Genomic DNA, 18,270 nt, shown 5'->3' on the forward strand with positions numbered 1-18,270 from the left:
CGGCAAGATGTAGCACTATTAGGATCAGTTATTTAGCTGAAATTCAACCATTTAGCGGTAGCAACTACATGAGAAGAGCCAGACCGATTGAACTCGGTCTGGCTCTTCTTTTTTTCACCTGCGCGATGCGCGGCTCAGTAAATGGGGGGATCTAGCCCAATTACTTCACCACCGCCATCAACTTGCCGAAACTATCGACCACGTCGTACTTCACATTTTCCGGAGCGAAGCGGCGGTTCATCTCGTCGAAGAACTTGCGGGCGCATTTGATCTTGGTTTTCTCGATCTCCCGTAGATCCATTGACGATATAGATCCCTTGGTTTCGGCCACGAAGTAGATGTGCTTGACCGACCCTTCCTTGAACGAGATAGCCCAGTCGGGGTTATAGTCGCCGACTGGCGTCGGGATCAAGAAGCCACGGGGCAGCTTGGCGTAGACCACCACTTCATTACTCGCATCCAGTTCTTTGACGAACTCCCGTTCGATGTTGGAATCCGTCACCACATAGTCGTAGATATGCCGCTTGAGCTTCTCTCCGGCCTTGCTGAAATCCTGCTTGCTCTGGCCGGTCGTGAAGATATCCAGCTCGAACTTGTCTTCCGTCGGGTCATAGGCCAAGTGCTCGATGATCACCGTGGCTTTCTGCTCGTTGATGAGGCGAATGGCCTCAGCGATAAAGCTCTCCGGGTTGGTCCTAAACTGAGCAAACACATCGGCATCGAGTCCCTTGAGCATCTGTGCGACAGTGCGACGGGTGAGCTGCGTCCCCTCTGCCAGCTTGCCGATCAGGTCGTATTTCACCGCAGAATGGATAGAGGTGTGGTTGGCCTGGGTTTCTGTACTCTTCAACTTAAAAGCGGTGCCTTCCTGAAGACCATCGTAGGTAACCGAACCAATCTGCTCACCCTGCTGGATGGTGTATTGCAACGGCGTGACCTTCAATCCGTTTGAGCCCTTGCTGTTAAGCACCGCAATCGTCTTCTGCACCAACTCGTCCGAATCGAACTCGACGGTGTAGGCTGCCTTGCGGTTGATGCGATCCCAGAGAGCCTTGAATTCCTGCTTCTCAAAGTTGGCGTTGAGTGGATTCTGCTTCGGGCGGCGGTCATCCCCAATATCGGGCAACTGGCTCTCGCTAAAGACACCGTCCACCAGCTTGAATACCTGTTCACCGAGCGGGGCCAGCTCCTCTGGCAAATCGGCCAAGGCGTGATTTTTTTTGGCTTGGTGGTACTTCTCGGTCACGTTGCGCTTCTTGTCCACATAGCCGTTTTGGATCAGATAGAACTCGATATCGCTCGCCTGGTCTTCCGTCACGACAACCGACCCCGTTGGTGTAGTGACCATTTTTCCAGTGAAGAATGCCTTATCCGCAATGCGTGGTCGTGCCGACAGAGATTCACTGATATCTCGTTGCAACGCTGCCACGAAGTCTTTGTAACTCTCACTGGCCACCACCGTCAGCACGTTGATGTCGTGAACGGTGGCCGGATGATCCATCCGGTCCCCATTCTGATTGACCGCCAGGCGCAAGCCACGGCCCACTTCCTGACGGCGCGAAATCGTATTGTCGCTGTGCTTGAGGGCGCAGATCACAAACACGTTGGGGTTGTCCCAACCCTCGCGCAGGGCCGAGTGCGAGAAGATAAACCGCACCGGCTCAGCCAGCGACAACAGCCGCTCCTTGTCTTTGAGGATCAAATCGTAGGCGTCCACATCATCGGACTGGCCCGCATTCTCGCCGCGAGCCGCCACCTTGGAATCAACGTCACGTTTGGTCTTCTTGTCGATAGAGAAATAGCCGTTATGGGTTTTCTCAGCCGGAATGCCTTTCAGATACTGGGTGTAGGGCGTCTCATAGCGCAGCAGATCCTTCAGATAGAGCGCGTACTCTTCTTCAAAGATCCGGGCGTACTCGCCTTTCTCATCGCTGGCACTGTAATCACGATACTTGGCCACCTCGTCGATGAAAAAGAGCGTCAGGACTTTCACCCCTTGGCTAAACAGCACCATCTCCTTGTCGAAGTGGGCCTTGATGGCTTCGCGGATCTGGATCTGGCGCAGCGTTCTTTCATCCACATCACCCATGGCATCGCCCACCACCAGCTCAACACCATTGGTAAAGCTCAAGGTATCGCTGTTGGCATTGATGTCAGAGACCACGAATCCATCGCGATACTGCTCAAGCTCATTGGACAGATCGAACAGGTTGTCGCCCTTGCCGAGCTTGCGGGTGACCCGCTTGATATTACCGCCAGCCAGCTTTTGCTCGAACTCCACCACCGCCACCGGCGGCTTTTTGTTTGAAATCTCAATGGCCTGCAAATAGAGGTAAGCATGGGTGCCCGCCAGCCCCTTCACCGAGATACCGCGCACCGCTATCTTCTTCACCAGTTTCTGGTTGTAGGCATCGAGCGCATCGAGCCGGTGGATCTTGTTGTGCGTGGTCTTGTGTGTGGCGGAGTAACGCAGCACCATCAAGGGGTTGAAATTCACCAGCGAATCCAGCGTCTTGCCGCCTTCCATCTTCTGCGGCTCATCCAGGATCAAGATGGGGCGGTTGGCGCTGATCACATCGATCGGTCGGCGCGACTGGAAATCATCGAGCACTTCGTAAATGCGGCGGTTATCCTTGCCGGTCGCATTGAACGCCTGTACGTTGATCACCATCACATTGATACCGGCGTCCGATGAAAAGCTCTCCAGATGATGCGGCTCTTTGGAGTTGTAGATAAAGAAGCGGGCCTTCTTGTGATAGGTCTCCAGGAAGTGATCTGCCGTTATCTCCAGCGACTTGGCCACCCCTTCGCGAATGGCGATGCTGGGCACCACGATGATGAACTTGCTCCAGCCGTATTGCTTGTTGAGCTCAAACATCGTCTTGATGTAGCAGTAGGTCTTGCCCGTCCCGGTTTCCATCTCGATGTCGAGGTTCAGCTTGGCTACCTTGGTCTTGACCAAGGCATCTGACAGCGGCAAGTTCTGTGCCCGCTGCACCTGATGGATATTGTCCAACAGAGCGGTATCGCTAAGCGTGAGATCGGCGTTTTTGAAGCCACCGCCCACCGCAAAGAGATCTTCTGTTCCTTTCTTGGCTTTACCAGGATCGATACGGTAACTCATGGCGGCAGCGGAGGCCGGGAGTTGTCCCTTAAAGATATCGACGACCGCCTGCACCGCATGGGCCTGATAGGGCTGGTGTTTAAATTTGAGTTTCATGCTTATCCTACCAATGCTTCAAGCTCACCGAGCCAGCCGTCAAACAGCGGGCACTGCGCCCGCATCTGGGGAATACCGATCCGCTCGGCAATGGCGATCCCTTTCGTGGTTTTGGCAAACGCCCCCTTTGGGGACCAACCATCCAGCCGTTTGGAGGGGGCGGTGGTCGGGCCGTTATTGATTGCCTCTGGTTCACCACACTCGGCGAGCACACGCCGGACCTGCTCCTCGGCAATGCCCAACTCGTCAGCCAGAATGGCGCTGTCACTAAACAGCAGCGCCTCAAACTCGTGCATCGCCATATAGGGGATAAAACGCTGTTCGGCTTGCTGGGCCGCAAACTTACCGATCACCTCGGCCTTGGTCGCTTGGTTCAAATGCGCGGCGATGATGGCTGGGGACTGCCGCTTGGGTACGTTCTCAAGACCGGGCCACTCCTTGATACCGTAGTAATCCACCAGCGTGGTGACGTAGGTATCGGGCCGCTGCTTCAGAAAGCCCTCAATGTCATTGATGGCACGGCTAAAACGTACATCGCCCCCTTTCTGGCCCGGTTTGCTTACCTGGGTCGCCTGAATATAAATCTGCTTATCGGCCAGATAAGGCGCTAGCAGCTTCTCAACGAAGATCTGCTCGCTGCGCCCCTCCACCACCGCATAGACCTCAATGTAATCACTCATAGCGCGGGCCTCCGGCGATCACATTCTTGGTCCAAAGCTCACCCACCGAGTAGTTTTCCAGCCAGTGGGCATAGTCCTGCTCGCTCAGGCGCTCGAAGGTCGAAGCGCCCCCTTTACGATTGGCGACCACGATATCCTCAATGGCAAATTGATCGAGCAGAGCCGGAGATTGGGTCGCCACGATCACCTGGGTACGCTGGGCAGCCTGTTGGATCAGCTCCGCCAGAATGACGATGGCTGCTGGGTGCAGCCCAAGCTCAGGCTCGTCGATGATGATGGTGGAGGGAGGATTGGGTTGCAGCAGGGCCGTCGCCAGACAGATAAAGCGAATAGAGCCATCGGAGAGATGGTAAGGCTGCATGGGGTAGTCAGACCCTTGTTGCAGCCAGCTCAGATTAACCTCTTCCCGTGCGCCGCTAGTGCGTGGCTCAAGAATAAAGTCATCAAAGAAAGGGGTGACGAGGCGCACCGCCTCGACGATCGCCCGATAGTCATCCCCATGCTGATCGCGCAATTTAAGCAAAAAGGCGCCGATATTGGCGGCGTCCATGCGCAGCACCTTGTTGTCCTGCACGATTTCGTAATTGCGCATCCCCGCGCTCTGGCTAGTGTCATGGAAGTGATAAACCTGCCAGGAGGAGATCGCGTTATACACGGGACGCGAGAAAGGCGCATCCGCCTTATTTTCCAGCACTTCGGCAACCATTTTTGACTTGCCGTCGTTACTGTCCCCCAGCATCCACCAGCCGGAAGAACTCCCGGCGTAGTAACGAGCCTCGGATTCAAGCGCACAGTCATCACCGGGGGTTGGCACCAGGGTAAAGCGGTAGCCACGAGTACCAAAATGGGTCTCAAAAAACATCGACGATGTGACTTTGCGGCCATTAAACAACAGGTCACCCGCCCCGCCGCTATCGCGGACAAAACGGTTGAGGTTGCCATCCATCAGGGCACGCAGCATCCGAAAGAAGGCGATCAGGTTGCTCTTGCCTGCGCCGTTGGCCCCGACAATCACGTTAAGGCGTTTGAGCTCAAGCTGCTCCAGTGCCTCAATGGATTTAAATCCCCGAATGGTCAGACGATCCAATGCTGTGCCCGTCGTCGGATTAGTTGGCATGTCGCCCTCCTTAAATACACTTCACGTCGGTGGCGGGCGACAGCAGCTTGAAGATCTGCTCCACGTTGATCTTGACCGCACTGCTGTTAAAGCCCGCATCACGGAACACCACCCGCAGCGGCTGACGCTGGGCCAACGCCTTCACAAACGTCTCATCGATACCGCCGTTAGCGTCGAAGCAAGCCGCTAGCGCCATCTGGGTGTCATTGCCATCGACCAAGAACACCTCTTTGCCCTGCACCACTTCCTTGATGATCGGTAGCGCCAGATCAACGCCCCAATCCAGCATCACCTGGAACAACAGATCTTCCGTCGTGCGATCCGGCTTGATGTTCTCCACAAACAGATCGAGGTTGGCTTTATCCAGCGCATCGGGCGTGTAATAGACATCGGCCATATTGGAGGAGTCGATCTTGAGGACACGGAATCCCAAATCACGCTTATCACCATTTTCTTGCGCACGAAGCTCTTCTACGACATTTCGAATCCGTTTAAGCCCCATTTCGAAAATGGAGGCCATACCCTTTTCGGGCGTGGGCAGGGGCTCGGCAATTTGCACCCCGATAAAGCGGCGGTTACCGCCATCTTCGGCGTTCTGCTTAAGCACTGCGTGCGCGGTGGATGCACTACCGCTGAAAAAGTCGAGCACGATGTCACCGTCATTGGGCTGCCCTGCTAGTTGCAGCACCCGTTGCAGCAACTCAACAGGTTTTACCGAATTCAGCACGTTTTCGGTGTGCTCAAATTGCACGTATTTAAGGAGCGCCTTCTTGGCATCCTGTGTGTGGCCAACTTCTTTGTATGACCAGAAGGTTTGTGGGGTTCGACCTTGTTTAACTTCAGTCAAGAAACGCTTGAGACGAGGCATATTGTTGCCGTCAGCCCCCCACCAGATACGGGCTTCCTGATCAAGCCGCTCAAAGTTTTCTTTGCTAACGCGCCAATACATTCCTTTACCAGGCCCTTCGATAACACGGCCTGATGGGCAGACAACAGAATAGGTTCCATCGCCATAATAATTACGCGCTTGCAGATCTCCCGAAGTCCAAGAGCCGCGTGGATCGTTATCCGGGTTCTTGTACCGAGCAATCATCTCATCCGTCTGTGGCAAAAGATTTGGAGCCCAATTTTCAGCTGATTTTGCGTATACAAGTACATAGTCATGGTCTTCTGAAAACCAACGAGCACTATTTTTGGGTGAGAAGACCTTCTGCCAAATTACTTGCGCAATAAAGTTATCTTCACCAAAGACTTCACTGCACACCTTGCGCAGGTTATCGACTTCGTTATCGTCGATGGAAAGGAAGATAACGCCGTCATCTTTGAGTAGGTTACGTGCCAGCCGAAGCCGGGCATAGATCATGCTCAGCCAGTCAGAGTGAAACCGGCCGTTGGCTTCCGTGTTCGCAACCAGTCGTGCGCCCTGTTCATTGACCTGATTGGATTGCATCAAGTAACTGCCCACGTCGTCGCTGTAATCATCGTCGTAGATAAAATCGCGCCCCGTGTTGTAGGGCGGGTCGATATAGATCAGCTTAACCTTGCCAAGATACGTCTCCTGCAACAGCTTGAGCGCATCGAGGTTATCTCCCTCGATAAACAGGTTCTGGGTGGTATCAAAATCGACGCTCTCGTTGCGGCAGGGGCGCAGTGTCTTGGCAATGGGCGCGTTGGCTGCGAGCAAGGCTTCGCGCTTGCCCGGCCAGTTAAGGTGATAACGCTCCTGCGGGCCTTCAATAATCGACTCGGAAAGCTCTTGTCGCAGCTGATCAAAATCCACAGTCAGCTTTACGCTGCCATCTTTACCCTTAGCTTCAGTGACGCACCCCGGGAACAGATCGCGAATGCGGGTGATATTGTCCTGCGAGAGATTGGGCGAGTGCATTTTCATTTTTTCCAAGTTCTTTTCCTCTTGACGCCGCCCTTGTTAGAAAAATGCTCGGCGGTTCACTTGTTCAATTTCGTTTGTGTATATTCAGTCGTCTTGTTGCCAGTCCTGGCAAAAGTGCGTGCGCAGACTCTCAATGGCAGATGGCAAGGTGCCCTGGCAGGTCACGCCCAAGTAGGTGGCCGCGCGGGTGGTGCCGACGTACAGGTATTTGTCGAACAGCGCCGGGTGTAGTGTGGCGAGCTGGTCAATGCCGACAAAAAACACCGCCTCAAATTCCAGGCCTTTGATGTGCTGGATGTCGAACACGCGCACGTTGCTTTCCTGCCCCACAGCCTGGCCCTCTCGACAGGCGATGACCTGGATGTTGTGCTCCGCCAGGGCGACGTTCAGTGCGTTGGCCACCGGGGCAACGTCGTCCTCGGTGTTCACAAAAATGGCAGTGGATGGCAACTGACCGACAAAGCGCTCAATCTCGCGAATGCGATCCGCCAGCCAACTGACAATGGATTCTGCGTTGGTAGCGTGTTCCAGCAAGGCTGGCGCAACGCCCACACTGTCCATATGCGCAGGCAAGCTGGCGTCTTGCTCGGTTCCTCCGACTGCGCGGATCATGGCGCGGGCCAGATCGTTCAGCTGCTTGCTCTGCCGGTAGGAGACGGTGATCTCCTTGATATCGAAATCGGCGAAGACCCACTTCAAGTCGTCAGCAGAGCGTGCGCCCCAGGTGGTCAGGCGCTGATTGAAGTCGCCACAGGCAAAGAATGAGCGCAGACGCGGATGCGCCAGCGCCGCCATGCTCGCAAGCTGGATGGGCGAGAAGTCGGTCGCTTCATCCACCAAGATCTGGTTGCGGTAATGCCCAAGGATGGTCTGGAGTGATGACCACGCGGGACTATCGATGTCGCGCTGGACGTTGGGCCGACTGATCAGGTCGCCTGCGGCGCGCAAGATCGCGAGCAAGACGATGTCCAACTCCAGCGGGTGGATGTCGCGTGCCTCAAAGCCTTCGTGGCGATACCAGGTGCTTGCCGGTTGGCGTTCGCGCCTGAATGCCCGGTAGCGCTTGGGGATGCCGTCGAGGTAGCGCTTGACCGGGTTGACGAAACGGCGGGCACTGGCCTGCACCAGAAGGCTTGCACCCACCTCGGCGCGATCCGCTTCTGTCAGACCACGATCCCCCAACCACTCGATGATCTTGCCGTTGCGAGATGCCTTGCTGACTGTGCGCTTGGATGCAGCCGCGCGAGCTTGGGCACGCACGGCTTGCATATAGGCATTGAGCGCGGCGGCACGGCCTGTGCGTGGTGCGGTGGCGTCTTCCTCCTCATCAGCGTCGGGGTCGTCCTGGTCGTCCGTATCCGTTGCTTGCGCCTGTTGCAGGCTGTCTATCACGCGGGCCAACTCATCCAGAAAGGCTCGGTTGCGGTTGAGCTGCAGGTTGAGCGCGGCCTTGATCTTGCCGTCGGAGCCTTCCTTCAGGCTGCTGACGAGTGCCTGTACTTTGGCAATCTCCACCGCCAGCGAGCTAAACATCGCCGCCAGTGCGCCATCGACCGCCCGCGACAAAATGTCTTGCAGGCGAGCACCGAGATTCAGAACTTCGGGAGATTTGGCTTCGTGGAGCTGGGTTGCGGCATCATGCAGCTCCTGCACATAGGCCTTGCGCTGCCATGCGTCGAAATCGTCAAACCATTGAATGGGACGCTCCAGTGCTGTCTCGCTCAGGCTGGCCAATCCGTCTTTCAGGACAAAGGTACCGCCGCCAGAAGCCGTTCTGAGGACGCCGAATGCGTTTCGGGCCAGCTCGCGTCGATAGTCTTGCCACGTTCTGATGCGCAGATCCGAGGCGGGAACACCTTCACGCGCAAATGCCTCCTTTAGGTATTGCTTGAGCAATTCCGTGGGCGTGAACATGAGCCAGCTGTTTGCGTGCGCAATGCCTTGGACTGAGGCGACTGTTTCAACCAGGCGTTGTTCGCCTTCTTCCAGGAAGGCCGTGTCGAGTTTTTGGCCGAGGCGTCGGATCAGGGTGGTCGTCTTGCCTGTACCGGGGGGGCCCAGGATCAACAGGCGCTTGTCGAGAGGGAGGCGGAAAATCTCATCCTGGTATTGATCGAGGATGGGCTGATCCCGAAGTCCCATCTTGGTGATGACGCTGCGGCGAACGCCATCGATGATGTTGGCCTTGACGTTCTCTTCGGCCAGCAATTGACCAAGAATGTCTTCGGTAACGTCTTCCCCCACAACCTGGGTCAGCAGAGCGCGCAGCGACTCTATAGTGAACGGCCCAAAATTTTCGGCTTCAATAACTGTGTCGCGAGAGTCCCACCCATCAGCAAGCAAATTTGGCCTCAGCTGGGCCCGCTCAAGAACCTCAACGACGCTCCCATTGGGTAGTGTGAACTCTGCGCCAATTGCCAACGAGGCCAAGCGTCCAACTGGCGCGCGGTAGCTGGCCAAATAGGGAAAGCCCGATACCGGCGTTGTGCGACAGATGTAGTAGATTTTCTCTTTGCCCTCTTCATCGGCAACTACTACGCGAGCGATTGCGGGCTCTGACACCAATACCTGGTAGCTTTCATGGTTCGCATGGTTGATCTGATCCAGCCTCTGCATGGTTGAGCTGGATGTCATCGTGTTGATGCTTGCCAGTACATCGGAACCCAGTGTTCGCCCAGCGCTCAGCTTCCCCTTGGCCGTATCAGCGATGCTCTCGAGTTGTGCTAACGCTTCGCCAGCGACCTGCTCGATATGCTTCCGCGGTTCCTCATTCAAGCTCTGCGTCATGCATTATCCCTCCCAGTCAATTCTTCAAGTTCGTTTTTAAGCTGCCGCAAGTGCGCGTTAATCTCTACCCGGCGATTGAATTGCTTCTCGCGGGCCATGCGCGCTTGGGCCTTCTCGATAACGCGGCGTTTGGCGGCAACCTGCTCCACTCGGACAATCAGATCGGCCAGCGCCTCTTGTGGTTGGGCACCGAGTGGGAGCAAGCGCTGTAGCAAGGCCTCGTATAGTACCGCCATATCGATGCCCAGTGGCAAAGAAGAACGTGCTGCCGTCGCTGGCAACCAGTTGGTTGCGAAGTAATCCGATAGCACCCAACTGCTAGTGTCCGCCTTCCCACTCGTTCCCCGACTCGATATGGCCGGGCGCTTGTACGCAGCCACTACTTGGGTCTGTGCTAGCTCTCCTTCACCTTGGTGCAGCTCGAAGATGATGGGGAAAGGCACCGCACCGTCGATACAGCGCAATACATCCTGGTGCAATTCAGCGGTTTTCAGTTGAATACTGAATACTTGGATTTCAGGGACTGCTGCGCGGGACGGCAGATTGATGGTTTCCGGCGCCAGCTTATATTGCCAGACGATTTGCTCCACCTGTTCGACAAACAACTCTTTGAGCCGGGCGTTCGCGCCGCTGTGTTCGTAGATCTTGCTTTTTGGCAACACACGGCCAAAAGCAGCCTGCTTAGGGTACGCAATCAGCGCGGGATGCTGACAGCTGGCGTTTTGGCTCATTACTCCTCCTGAATAACGAGGAAGCTAATCAGCTCGAAATCATCTAGGCCGGTGATGGTATTGGTCAGTGCCGTGGTCTTGCCACCCCCAAAGAGGCTGTCGAGGTCCTTCTCTTCCTTTACCTCGATCATCGAGCGAATGGATGCGCCCAGAAGATCGGAATAAGCCTGCATCTTGCGCCCATCGGCAGTGTTTTGATTGAAGCGATCGCATACCGCCGTCATGGGTTGAGCCTGCCCCTTACAGCAGGTTCTCACCAGGTCGAGCAGGCGCTTGATCTCGGTATGATCGTGGACGACCTCTCCTTCGCTATCGATGTACACGAGGTAGTAGGGATGCAACCGATTGTGCTGGTTAATGCCGATATCGGTGTTGCGATTGCGCAGCGTGAAAATCACCCCAGGTCGGAGCCCCATGTCGGGATTGGCGGGCACGACGGCGTGCATCCCACTCGGTACATTACGCAAGTCACCGTGGACTTTGACGTAATTGAGCAAGTCCATCCGAAAATCGTTGAGACCCAGATCGGTGATGGATACACCGGTCTTCAACTCTTCCAGTTCGATCACTTCTTCTTGCAACCGACGCAATTGTTCTTTGCGGTATGAAACATCGTTGGCCTGTGCTGAGAGGACGTTATCGTCCCCCGTTGCCGTCACATCGGCAATCATCATGCGGCTTTCGACGCGCTCTTTGAGGTTGATGTATTCATCGAGCGAGATATCGGGCCAGTAGTTAACTAGCTGGATGCAGCTATTAGGCGAGCCGATACGATCGACCCGGCCAAAACGCTGAATGATGCGCACCGGGTTCCAGTGAATGTCGTAGTTGATCAGGTAGTCGCAATCTTGCAGGTTTTGCCCTTCGGAGATGCAGTCGGTGCCTATCAGCAGATCCACCTCGGCGGGTTCATCTGGCATCACTACCGCTTTCTCCTTGGACCGTGGCGAAAATAGGGTTAGCAGCTCTTGGAAGTCATAGCTACGCCTTTGCCCACGATGTTTAACGGTCGATTGAGGCGCTCCTGTGCCAGTCACTTTGGCGGTGTGAATCGAGAAACGGGCAAGCATCTCGGGCGCAAGGTTGGCGTAGAGATAGTCGGCAGTGTCAGCAAAGGCGGTGAAGATCAGAATTTTCTTATTGCCGGGGTTAATGGGGTTGGCAATCTTCTCCAGCAAGTGGGCCTTCAGGTGTTGTAACTTGGCATCGTCTTTGGGCGTGATTTTGCCCATTTCTTCCAATAACACACCGATGATCTGCACGTCCCGCTTGAGTTCATGTTCCCAGGATAGCAGGTCCATATCCGCCAGACTGATCTTGACCTTGCCGCCAATCTCCCCGGCTTCATCGCTCAGCGTCGGCAGTTCGTCTTCTTCAGCATCCAGTCTATCCAGGATATCGGTAAGGTCACCCACCGTTGCAACCCCGCCAGTTTGGTTGAATGCTGCAATTCGGGCGAGCATTGCATCGTGGTTGGTCCGCAGTGATTGGAGAGTCAACCGGAAAGACTCTACTGAGCTCTCCAGCCGCTTTAGCAGATTCACTGTCATCAACGCCTGTAGACCTTGTTCTCGCCCAACCAGACTTAGGTTGCCATGCTTACCGCCAGATTGATCGTTATAGCGATCAATGTATTTCTGGACTCTGCTTGGCAACAGGTAAGCCGCTGGCGTGTAGACGGCCAACTTAAGCTGGGAAAGTTGCTCGAAAATCTCGTTAAAGCCCAACACATTTGGGCGATCAGTCAACTGGCAACGGAACGACAAAGGCTTGAGTCGTTCAGGGAATTGACCGATGTCTTTGGTGTCGTAGAAGGTTTGGATATGTTTGCGTGAGCGAGCAATGGTGACACTGTCGAGCAACTCGAAAAAGTCGAAATCCAGCGAGTCCAAAATGGCCCGTGCGGTGCGCTCTTCAGGTGGTAGTGTTGACCACGCATTGAAGGCTTTTTGGGCATTACGGAAGATCTCTTCCACCGATTTGCTCGTGCGCAGTTTCTTACTCAGGTTTTCAGAGTCACCCTCGTAGGCCAATGCTAACTGGTTGCGGAGATCGGCAAAGTGGTTGTTGACTGGTGTGGCCGACAGCATCAGCACCTTTGTCTTCACCCCCTCTTGAATCACCTTGCGCATTAACGCCTGATAACGGGTCTCTTTTTCTTTGTAGGCGTTGTTGTTACGGAAGTTGTGAGACTCATCGATGACAACCAGATCGTAGTTGCCCCAGTTAATCCGATTCAACTGCGTACCGAAAGACTCACCACTGGTACGGGAAAGATCCGTGTGGCAAAGGACGTCGTAGTTAAAGCGATCACGGGCGAAGAGGTTGGTCTTGAGATTGCGGTTGTAGTTGAGCCAGTTGTCGGCCAGCTTCTTCGGGCAGAGTACCAGCACTGAGCGATTACGCAGTTCGTAATACTTGATGACGGCCAGTGCCGTGAAGGTCTTGCCCAAACCAACGCTGTCGGCAAGGATGCAGCCACTGTAGGTCTCAAGCTTGTTGATGATCCCGGTGGCGGCATCTTTCTGGTAATTGAAAAGCTTGTTCCAGACCAGGGTGTCCTGATAGCCGGTGCGATCATTGGGCAGGACATCTTCATCGATGTCGTCAAGGAACTCGTTGAAGATGTTGTAGAGCATCAGGAAGTAGATGCTCTCGGGCGAGTTCTCCTGATACACCGAGGCTATGTGTTCACAAATTTGAGCAGTCACGTCCTCCAGCTTCTCAGGATCATGCCAAATCTGGTTGAACAGACTGAGATAAGTGGCGGCAAAGGGGGCCTCATCCATCTTGTTCACCAGATTGGAAATGGCATTGCCCGGTTGGTAACCCAGATCGACGGCGGTAAAACCATGCAACGGCATATAGGCCATGTCGGCGTCGTTGGCTTGCACGCAGGCAAACTGCTGCATAGGTGCTTTGGTGCGATTGCTCTTGAACACCGCCTTGCGTCGTATCCAGTCGGCACACTCCTTGGCTACCGCTCGTTGGGTGAGTTTGTTGCGCAACTGGATTTCAAACTCACTACCGTAGAGACTGCGCTCACGGTCGAGCTTGGGGATGTGGAATTCCTTACGCTCCTTGCGGATCTTGTCGGTAACTTCGTTGGCAACAAAGGTGGGAGAGGTGAAGATGAACTCTAGCTCGTCGATTGTCTCAAGTTCAGCTTTCAGCGCCTCAAAGGCGTACATCGAAAAGCAAGAAGCCGCGATCTTCAGTCGAGCCCCAGGTTTGAGAGTTTGTTTAAGGTCGTCACCGAGCAGGCGGTTAATGTTGTCAATAAGCTCCATCAGTCTCTTACCTTGGCTGCTGCGATCGGTCAGGCATAAGCGGCTTCACTTAAGCGATCCGGAGACCAGATCAATTCCACTAGCCCCACAACGAGTTCACGCCGCGTCTGTTGCTGAGTTTTGTCAAATACTTCGGCGGCTTTGAAAGGCAACTGGTTTTGGGTTGCAAACTGCTGAAACTGTGGCTGATGTTCATACGCGCTGGCATCTAGGCTAGCGGCGTAAAAATTCTGTTTGGCGTAGTGCATCCGCTTCTGAGGGAACGGCTTGTCTTGTAGGCTCCGATTAACATCTGCAGGCAATAACAAAAGCGAAGCAACATGGTTGCGCCAATCCTGAAACTCTTGCTCAGTGCTGAACTGCTCCTTCAGTACGTCGTAATCGTCTGCCCAAATGTGCTCGATATCGAATGGATTCTTAAGAGAGCGATCCACCAATTTATCAAATGTCTCGGTACGCCCCGCTCCGACCTCGGTCGCCTCTGTTAGCCGTGCCAACAGATGGTAAATATAACGACGACTGAACTGATTGAGTCCCAATCCATCAATGCCAGTTCGCCCTTTTGCCTCATAGCCGGAGAATGTCACTTCATCATCCGCCAGTTTCTTTTTGAGAATGGTTACTAATTCCGGTAGTGCTTTGCGCCGGATCTCTCGACACAACAACCACATGGCGTAAGACACGCTGGAGTACCCAACCCGGACGTAATTCACTACTCGACGCATCAACCAAATGTCCAGATAGGTCGCTGTCACTGCCAACTTGCGTTTCACTGTATCGTCATCATCGGTTTCAACTAGCGGAGCGAGCAATACCGTGCTCTGCCAAGTGAAATCATTGTGCGCGTTGTAGTAAACCGCCTTCATACCTGGTGTGTAATTCTTGCTGGCGTGCAGGATGTGCCGATAGGCCTTGGCGAAAAACGGGAAACTCTCAACCATCAGTTTCTGGTTCCCCTGGGACTTACCAAGCCCCATCTGGTCACTATGGTCACGCACCCAACGGTGGAATGCAGAACCAATCAACTCCCAGTCTTTGTCTACTGAGCCAGCCTTGCGTTCGCGGATACTCTCGGCATACTGCGCCCGCAACCAGGCTTTAATACAATTGGCATCTCGCTCAGGTTCGTGGTTGCCATCCCAAGAGATTAGCTCCAGCACCTCTCTCTTCCATGTCTGATTAGCTTGCTGTCGCTCTTCCGGTTCTTCAATCGGCGCAAGCAGATAGGCCTTCAACATATCTACCGGACTCAGAGGTTTGCCCCGGTCATTCATCGTTTCAAAGATAGCGTAGGCATAGCTGTCGTTATCCGTCGCTATCTCGATCAAGCCTACCTGGGTCAACAACCAGTAGATGAAATGTGGCAGTGCATCACCCAGATCTGCGATCAGATCGTTCGATTCAATGTCGCTGTAGCGGGCGTACATGGTCTGAATGGACTCATCTTTACCATCTGGATTAAATTCTTGGCCTTCAAACAGCGCCTTGATGACGGGCAGTCGCTCGGGTATGTCGAGGTTAAATTTGGGTTTGCCCAAGTTATCGCTAAAGATAAGCGGGGCAACTGTTCCTCCCACCGATAGTTTCTGTATCTTGGCTGCACGATACAGGCATATGAGCAACAGGGTCAGAGAAGTTACCCGCTGTTGGCCGTCGATTAGATAGTTTTTACCGTTGCGCTTGCTGACGATGATGGATCCGAGGAAATATTCGCCATAGCTGCTGACTGCTGTGGTTTCGTCGCCTAGCTTGTAGTGGCTAAAAAATTTGGCCTGCAAGTCAGACAACAGCTCTTCGATATTCTCCTTTTCCCACTTGTACTCACGCTGGTACTCGTCGATGGCAAAAGATTGGCTTTGCAGTAACTGCTGCACACTGCGGTAGTGCGGAGTGATAGTGCTCATGTCAGACGAAACATTCTCAGTAAGTGATTCTACATTATGCTTTTTTTTAGAAGGAATGTCTTGACGAGCCACTCCAAACGCCCCCCCACCAAGGAGGTCATCGGGTAATCCCCCCAAAACTTATTTCCACTTAAACCGACTAGATGGGCCTCATGAGCCGCAGCGCGTCCATGATTGATTCCAATAAAGCCAAATTCATGCTGTCATTTGACTCTGTGTGCTGCCCTGGGTGTCGGTTGATTTCTACCTGGCTGGCCTGCCACCCTGTTGCAGTTGGCTGGAAATAAACCCGATATAGGCAGATGCCTGTCGCACTGCGGTGGCAGTGCAATACACCATCCTCATAGAAGATAAACCACTTGTCATCCTGACTTATCGACAATGAACCGCAGACTATCGCGGCCATCTCCGAGGGGGAGTAACACGTCTCCAGCGGCACGGTTATCCGGCTTGCGGGCATGGGCAGACTGTGCCAGTCGGAGCGACACGCCACGGGGCGAGCCAACGGCAACATCTTCGGAAGGCTATCTTGAGCGGCCTTGAGGATCGCAAGGTCACGCGAGCGGCCAATAGGGTTGCTGGTTTGAGCGATCAGGCGTTCTGCCTCTGCGGGTGTCGCCCAACATAAGCGTTCGGTCTCATCGTTACCGTAACCGAGGTTTACCGTCCCTCTGTCCACCACCATCAAGAAAAAGCGATTGAGCGTGGTGCCACCCGCAAACTCACCAGCGATGGGGATAAGGATAGTGGCATCGACCCCCATCTCTTCCCAGACCTCCCGCAGCGCGGTTTCTCTCGGGCTTTCCCCCTTGTCCTGCCGACCTTTGGCGAACGTCCAGACGTAACCATCGAAATGATTTTTCACTTCACGCATCAGCAAATAACCATGGGGATCGATCACCACCCCGCCATAGGCCACCGCTTTGCTCTTGGACGAACTGGGGGGCGACCAGGGTAGCCCCTCAAAATCGGTCGCATGGGGTTCGGGTAGGTCTTCCGGCATGTCGTACATCGCTGACCAGACTTTGCTATAGCGCTTGGCACGCGCATGGCCGGTGCTAAGCCCGACCTCGCTCTTGAAATTCGAGTAATCAATCTCTTGCACTATGGTGCTCATCGCCTCCTTCAGGGCCGCAGCGCTTGCGTTGGCCCGCCAGGGGTAGTCGGTTCCCTCATGTGCTCTGGAAGAGGAAAGCGAAGGCAGGTAGTGATTACGCAGGCGATCGAGATCCCCTCTAGTGCGGCTGCGAATGGTGAGAATATTGTCCTGATCGTGATCTTTCTGGACGATAGAGAAAAAGCCGAACTTGGTGAACAGCCACATGATCGAGTCCTTTCTTGATGGCGAACAAAGGGATAAATATCTTTCTATATCAGCTCACGAGCGGTCAGACCATGGCGTGGGTCACAGGCCTGTATCATGCGCAGCGAGCGTGCTCATTTGGTCTGTAGAACGGCAGGCGGCGTGCCATTGCCATCACAGCGCAGCGTGCCCAGTGAGTCGGTGCGACAGACGGTGCCACCAGAGGATCTCATGTTGCCCAAGCTGTCTTTGCGCCAGGTGACAGTATCGCCGGTGCCGGGATTGCTGACGCGCACATTGCCCAGACTGTCTTTGCGGTAGGTGGTGCCTTCGCTGCTGCGAACATTGCCAAGGGAGTCTTTGCGCCAGGTGGTGCCGCTTTGCGAGTCTCTGACGTTGCCGAGACTGTCCTTGCGCAGGGTGCCGCTCTTGCCATCGTCACACTGGTAGCGGGTATTACCGAGGCTGTCTTTGCAGTAGGTACAGTCGGTAGCCTGCACTGTTTGAAACAATAACCCCAGCAGCAAAACAGCCACTAAGGTACAGGATGGGAAACGGGCAGCCTTGATGCGATAACGCTTGGGACCTTCGCAATCACAGCTAGTATTTTGAGTGCTACAGGTCATATCTCCCCCTGATCGTTGACTGATAGACTGCCGATTTCTTTGGGTTGACTATATCCATCCCGCCTGACCATCTCGATACTGTGGTTTTTCACATGTCGTGTTTTCAGGCAGATGAAGATGAGGGATTCGCAGAGATGGTTGCCGTATCTGCTAGATAGAAAGCCCCGGCAAGCATACCGTAGACCAAGCGCACTCGGCTATCTGACCCCAGCAACACGCCTAATAGAGCCTCCCCACCTCTCAGGTCATCGCTGTGCCAAAAACACCAGAGCGCGGCTTCTACCACATCGAGCCAACTTGCATGGCCAAGCTGGTTGCGTGTTTTTCGCCGCCAACTTCCCCGGACTACAGAACCAGTGTTCAGAGAGTTGGCTGCCAATGCGCGGCTTTCCATGGCTGTGAGTGTGAGCCCATTGAGCTTGGCCTGCTGGCTACCACGCCCGCCCCGCAGCAACTTGTCGAGCAGTAGCGCCAGCAGCCGCAGGGCATCCTGGCATTCGAGGCTGCCATCCTCACCCAGCAAGGCGGCAGCGCCAGCCATCAGTTGCTCCCTCCCCTAGTAGACAGGCAGGTCCGTGCGATCCAACCGATTTTGCTCGATATGCATAGCCAACCGTGCCAACCTGCACACTTCAGACTCTGCTCTGGCATGCACTATCTTGGGTAAGCCAATTGCTAACTCTTCCCTTGTGACCACCGTGATGCATATTCCGGTCGAAAA

Annotated in this window: 11 protein-coding genes; all 11 read right to left on the reverse strand. The window is 54.5% G+C overall.

Features of this window, described 5'->3' with window-relative positions; translation table 11 throughout:
* Positions 1–160: 160 nt before the first annotated feature.
* Positions 161–3,220 (reverse strand): type III restriction-modification system endonuclease, encoded by a 3,060-nt coding sequence (locus tag AACR93_RS14545; protein ID WP_024945960.1) that lies wholly within the window; start codon positions 3,218–3,220, stop codon positions 161–163.
* Between the two features lie 2 nt (positions 3,221–3,222).
* A complete protein-coding gene (locus AACR93_RS14550; RefSeq protein ID WP_024945961.1) occupies positions 3,223–3,900 on the reverse strand; it encodes a DUF4276 family protein in 678 nt (225 codons plus the stop codon).
* Entirely contained in the window at positions 3,893–5,017 is a 1,125-nt protein-coding gene (locus tag AACR93_RS14555; protein ID WP_024945962.1) for an AAA family ATPase, read from the reverse strand. Before AACR93_RS14555 ends, AACR93_RS14550 begins: the two co-directional genes overlap by 8 nt.
* A 10-nt stretch (positions 5,018–5,027) precedes the next feature.
* Positions 5,028–6,908 (reverse strand): site-specific DNA-methyltransferase, encoded by a 1,881-nt coding sequence (locus AACR93_RS14560; protein ID WP_231556952.1) that lies wholly within the window; start codon positions 6,906–6,908, stop codon positions 5,028–5,030.
* Between the two features lie 84 nt (positions 6,909–6,992).
* Positions 6,993–9,695 (reverse strand): ATP-binding domain-containing protein, encoded by a 2,703-nt coding sequence (locus AACR93_RS14565; protein ID WP_024945964.1) that lies wholly within the window; start codon positions 9,693–9,695, stop codon positions 6,993–6,995.
* Complete coding sequence (locus AACR93_RS14570; protein WP_024945965.1) at positions 9,692–10,426, reverse strand: DUF4391 domain-containing protein; 735 nt, start codon at positions 10,424–10,426, stop codon at positions 9,692–9,694. Before AACR93_RS14570 ends, AACR93_RS14565 begins: the two co-directional genes overlap by 4 nt.
* Complete coding sequence (locus AACR93_RS14575) at positions 10,426–13,716, reverse strand: SNF2-related protein (protein WP_024945966.1); 3,291 nt, start codon at positions 13,714–13,716, stop codon at positions 10,426–10,428. Before AACR93_RS14575 ends, AACR93_RS14570 begins: the two co-directional genes overlap by 1 nt.
* A 29-nt stretch (positions 13,717–13,745) precedes the next feature.
* A complete protein-coding gene (locus tag AACR93_RS14580; protein ID WP_197077964.1) occupies positions 13,746–15,692 on the reverse strand; it encodes a GmrSD restriction endonuclease domain-containing protein in 1,947 nt (648 codons plus the stop codon).
* Positions 15,693–15,759: 67 nt separating this feature from the next.
* The gene (locus AACR93_RS14585) at positions 15,760–16,944 is read right to left on the reverse strand and encodes an NUDIX domain-containing protein (RefSeq protein ID WP_024945968.1); all 1,185 of its coding nucleotides are present in this window, start codon (positions 16,942–16,944) and stop codon (positions 15,760–15,762) included.
* A 113-nt stretch (positions 16,945–17,057) separates the two neighbouring features.
* Entirely contained in the window at positions 17,058–17,423 is a 366-nt protein-coding gene (locus AACR93_RS14590) for a hypothetical protein (RefSeq protein WP_024945969.1), read from the reverse strand.
* Between the two features lie 229 nt (positions 17,424–17,652).
* Positions 17,653–18,090 (reverse strand): ADP-ribosylglycohydrolase, encoded by a 438-nt coding sequence (locus tag AACR93_RS14595; RefSeq protein WP_231556950.1) that lies wholly within the window; start codon positions 18,088–18,090, stop codon positions 17,653–17,655.
* Positions 18,091–18,270: the final 180 nt, after the last annotated feature.

Source organism: Aeromonas sp. L_1B5_3, from assembly GCF_963866575.1.
GTDB lineage: Bacteria > Pseudomonadota > Gammaproteobacteria > Enterobacterales > Aeromonadaceae > Aeromonas > Aeromonas jandaei.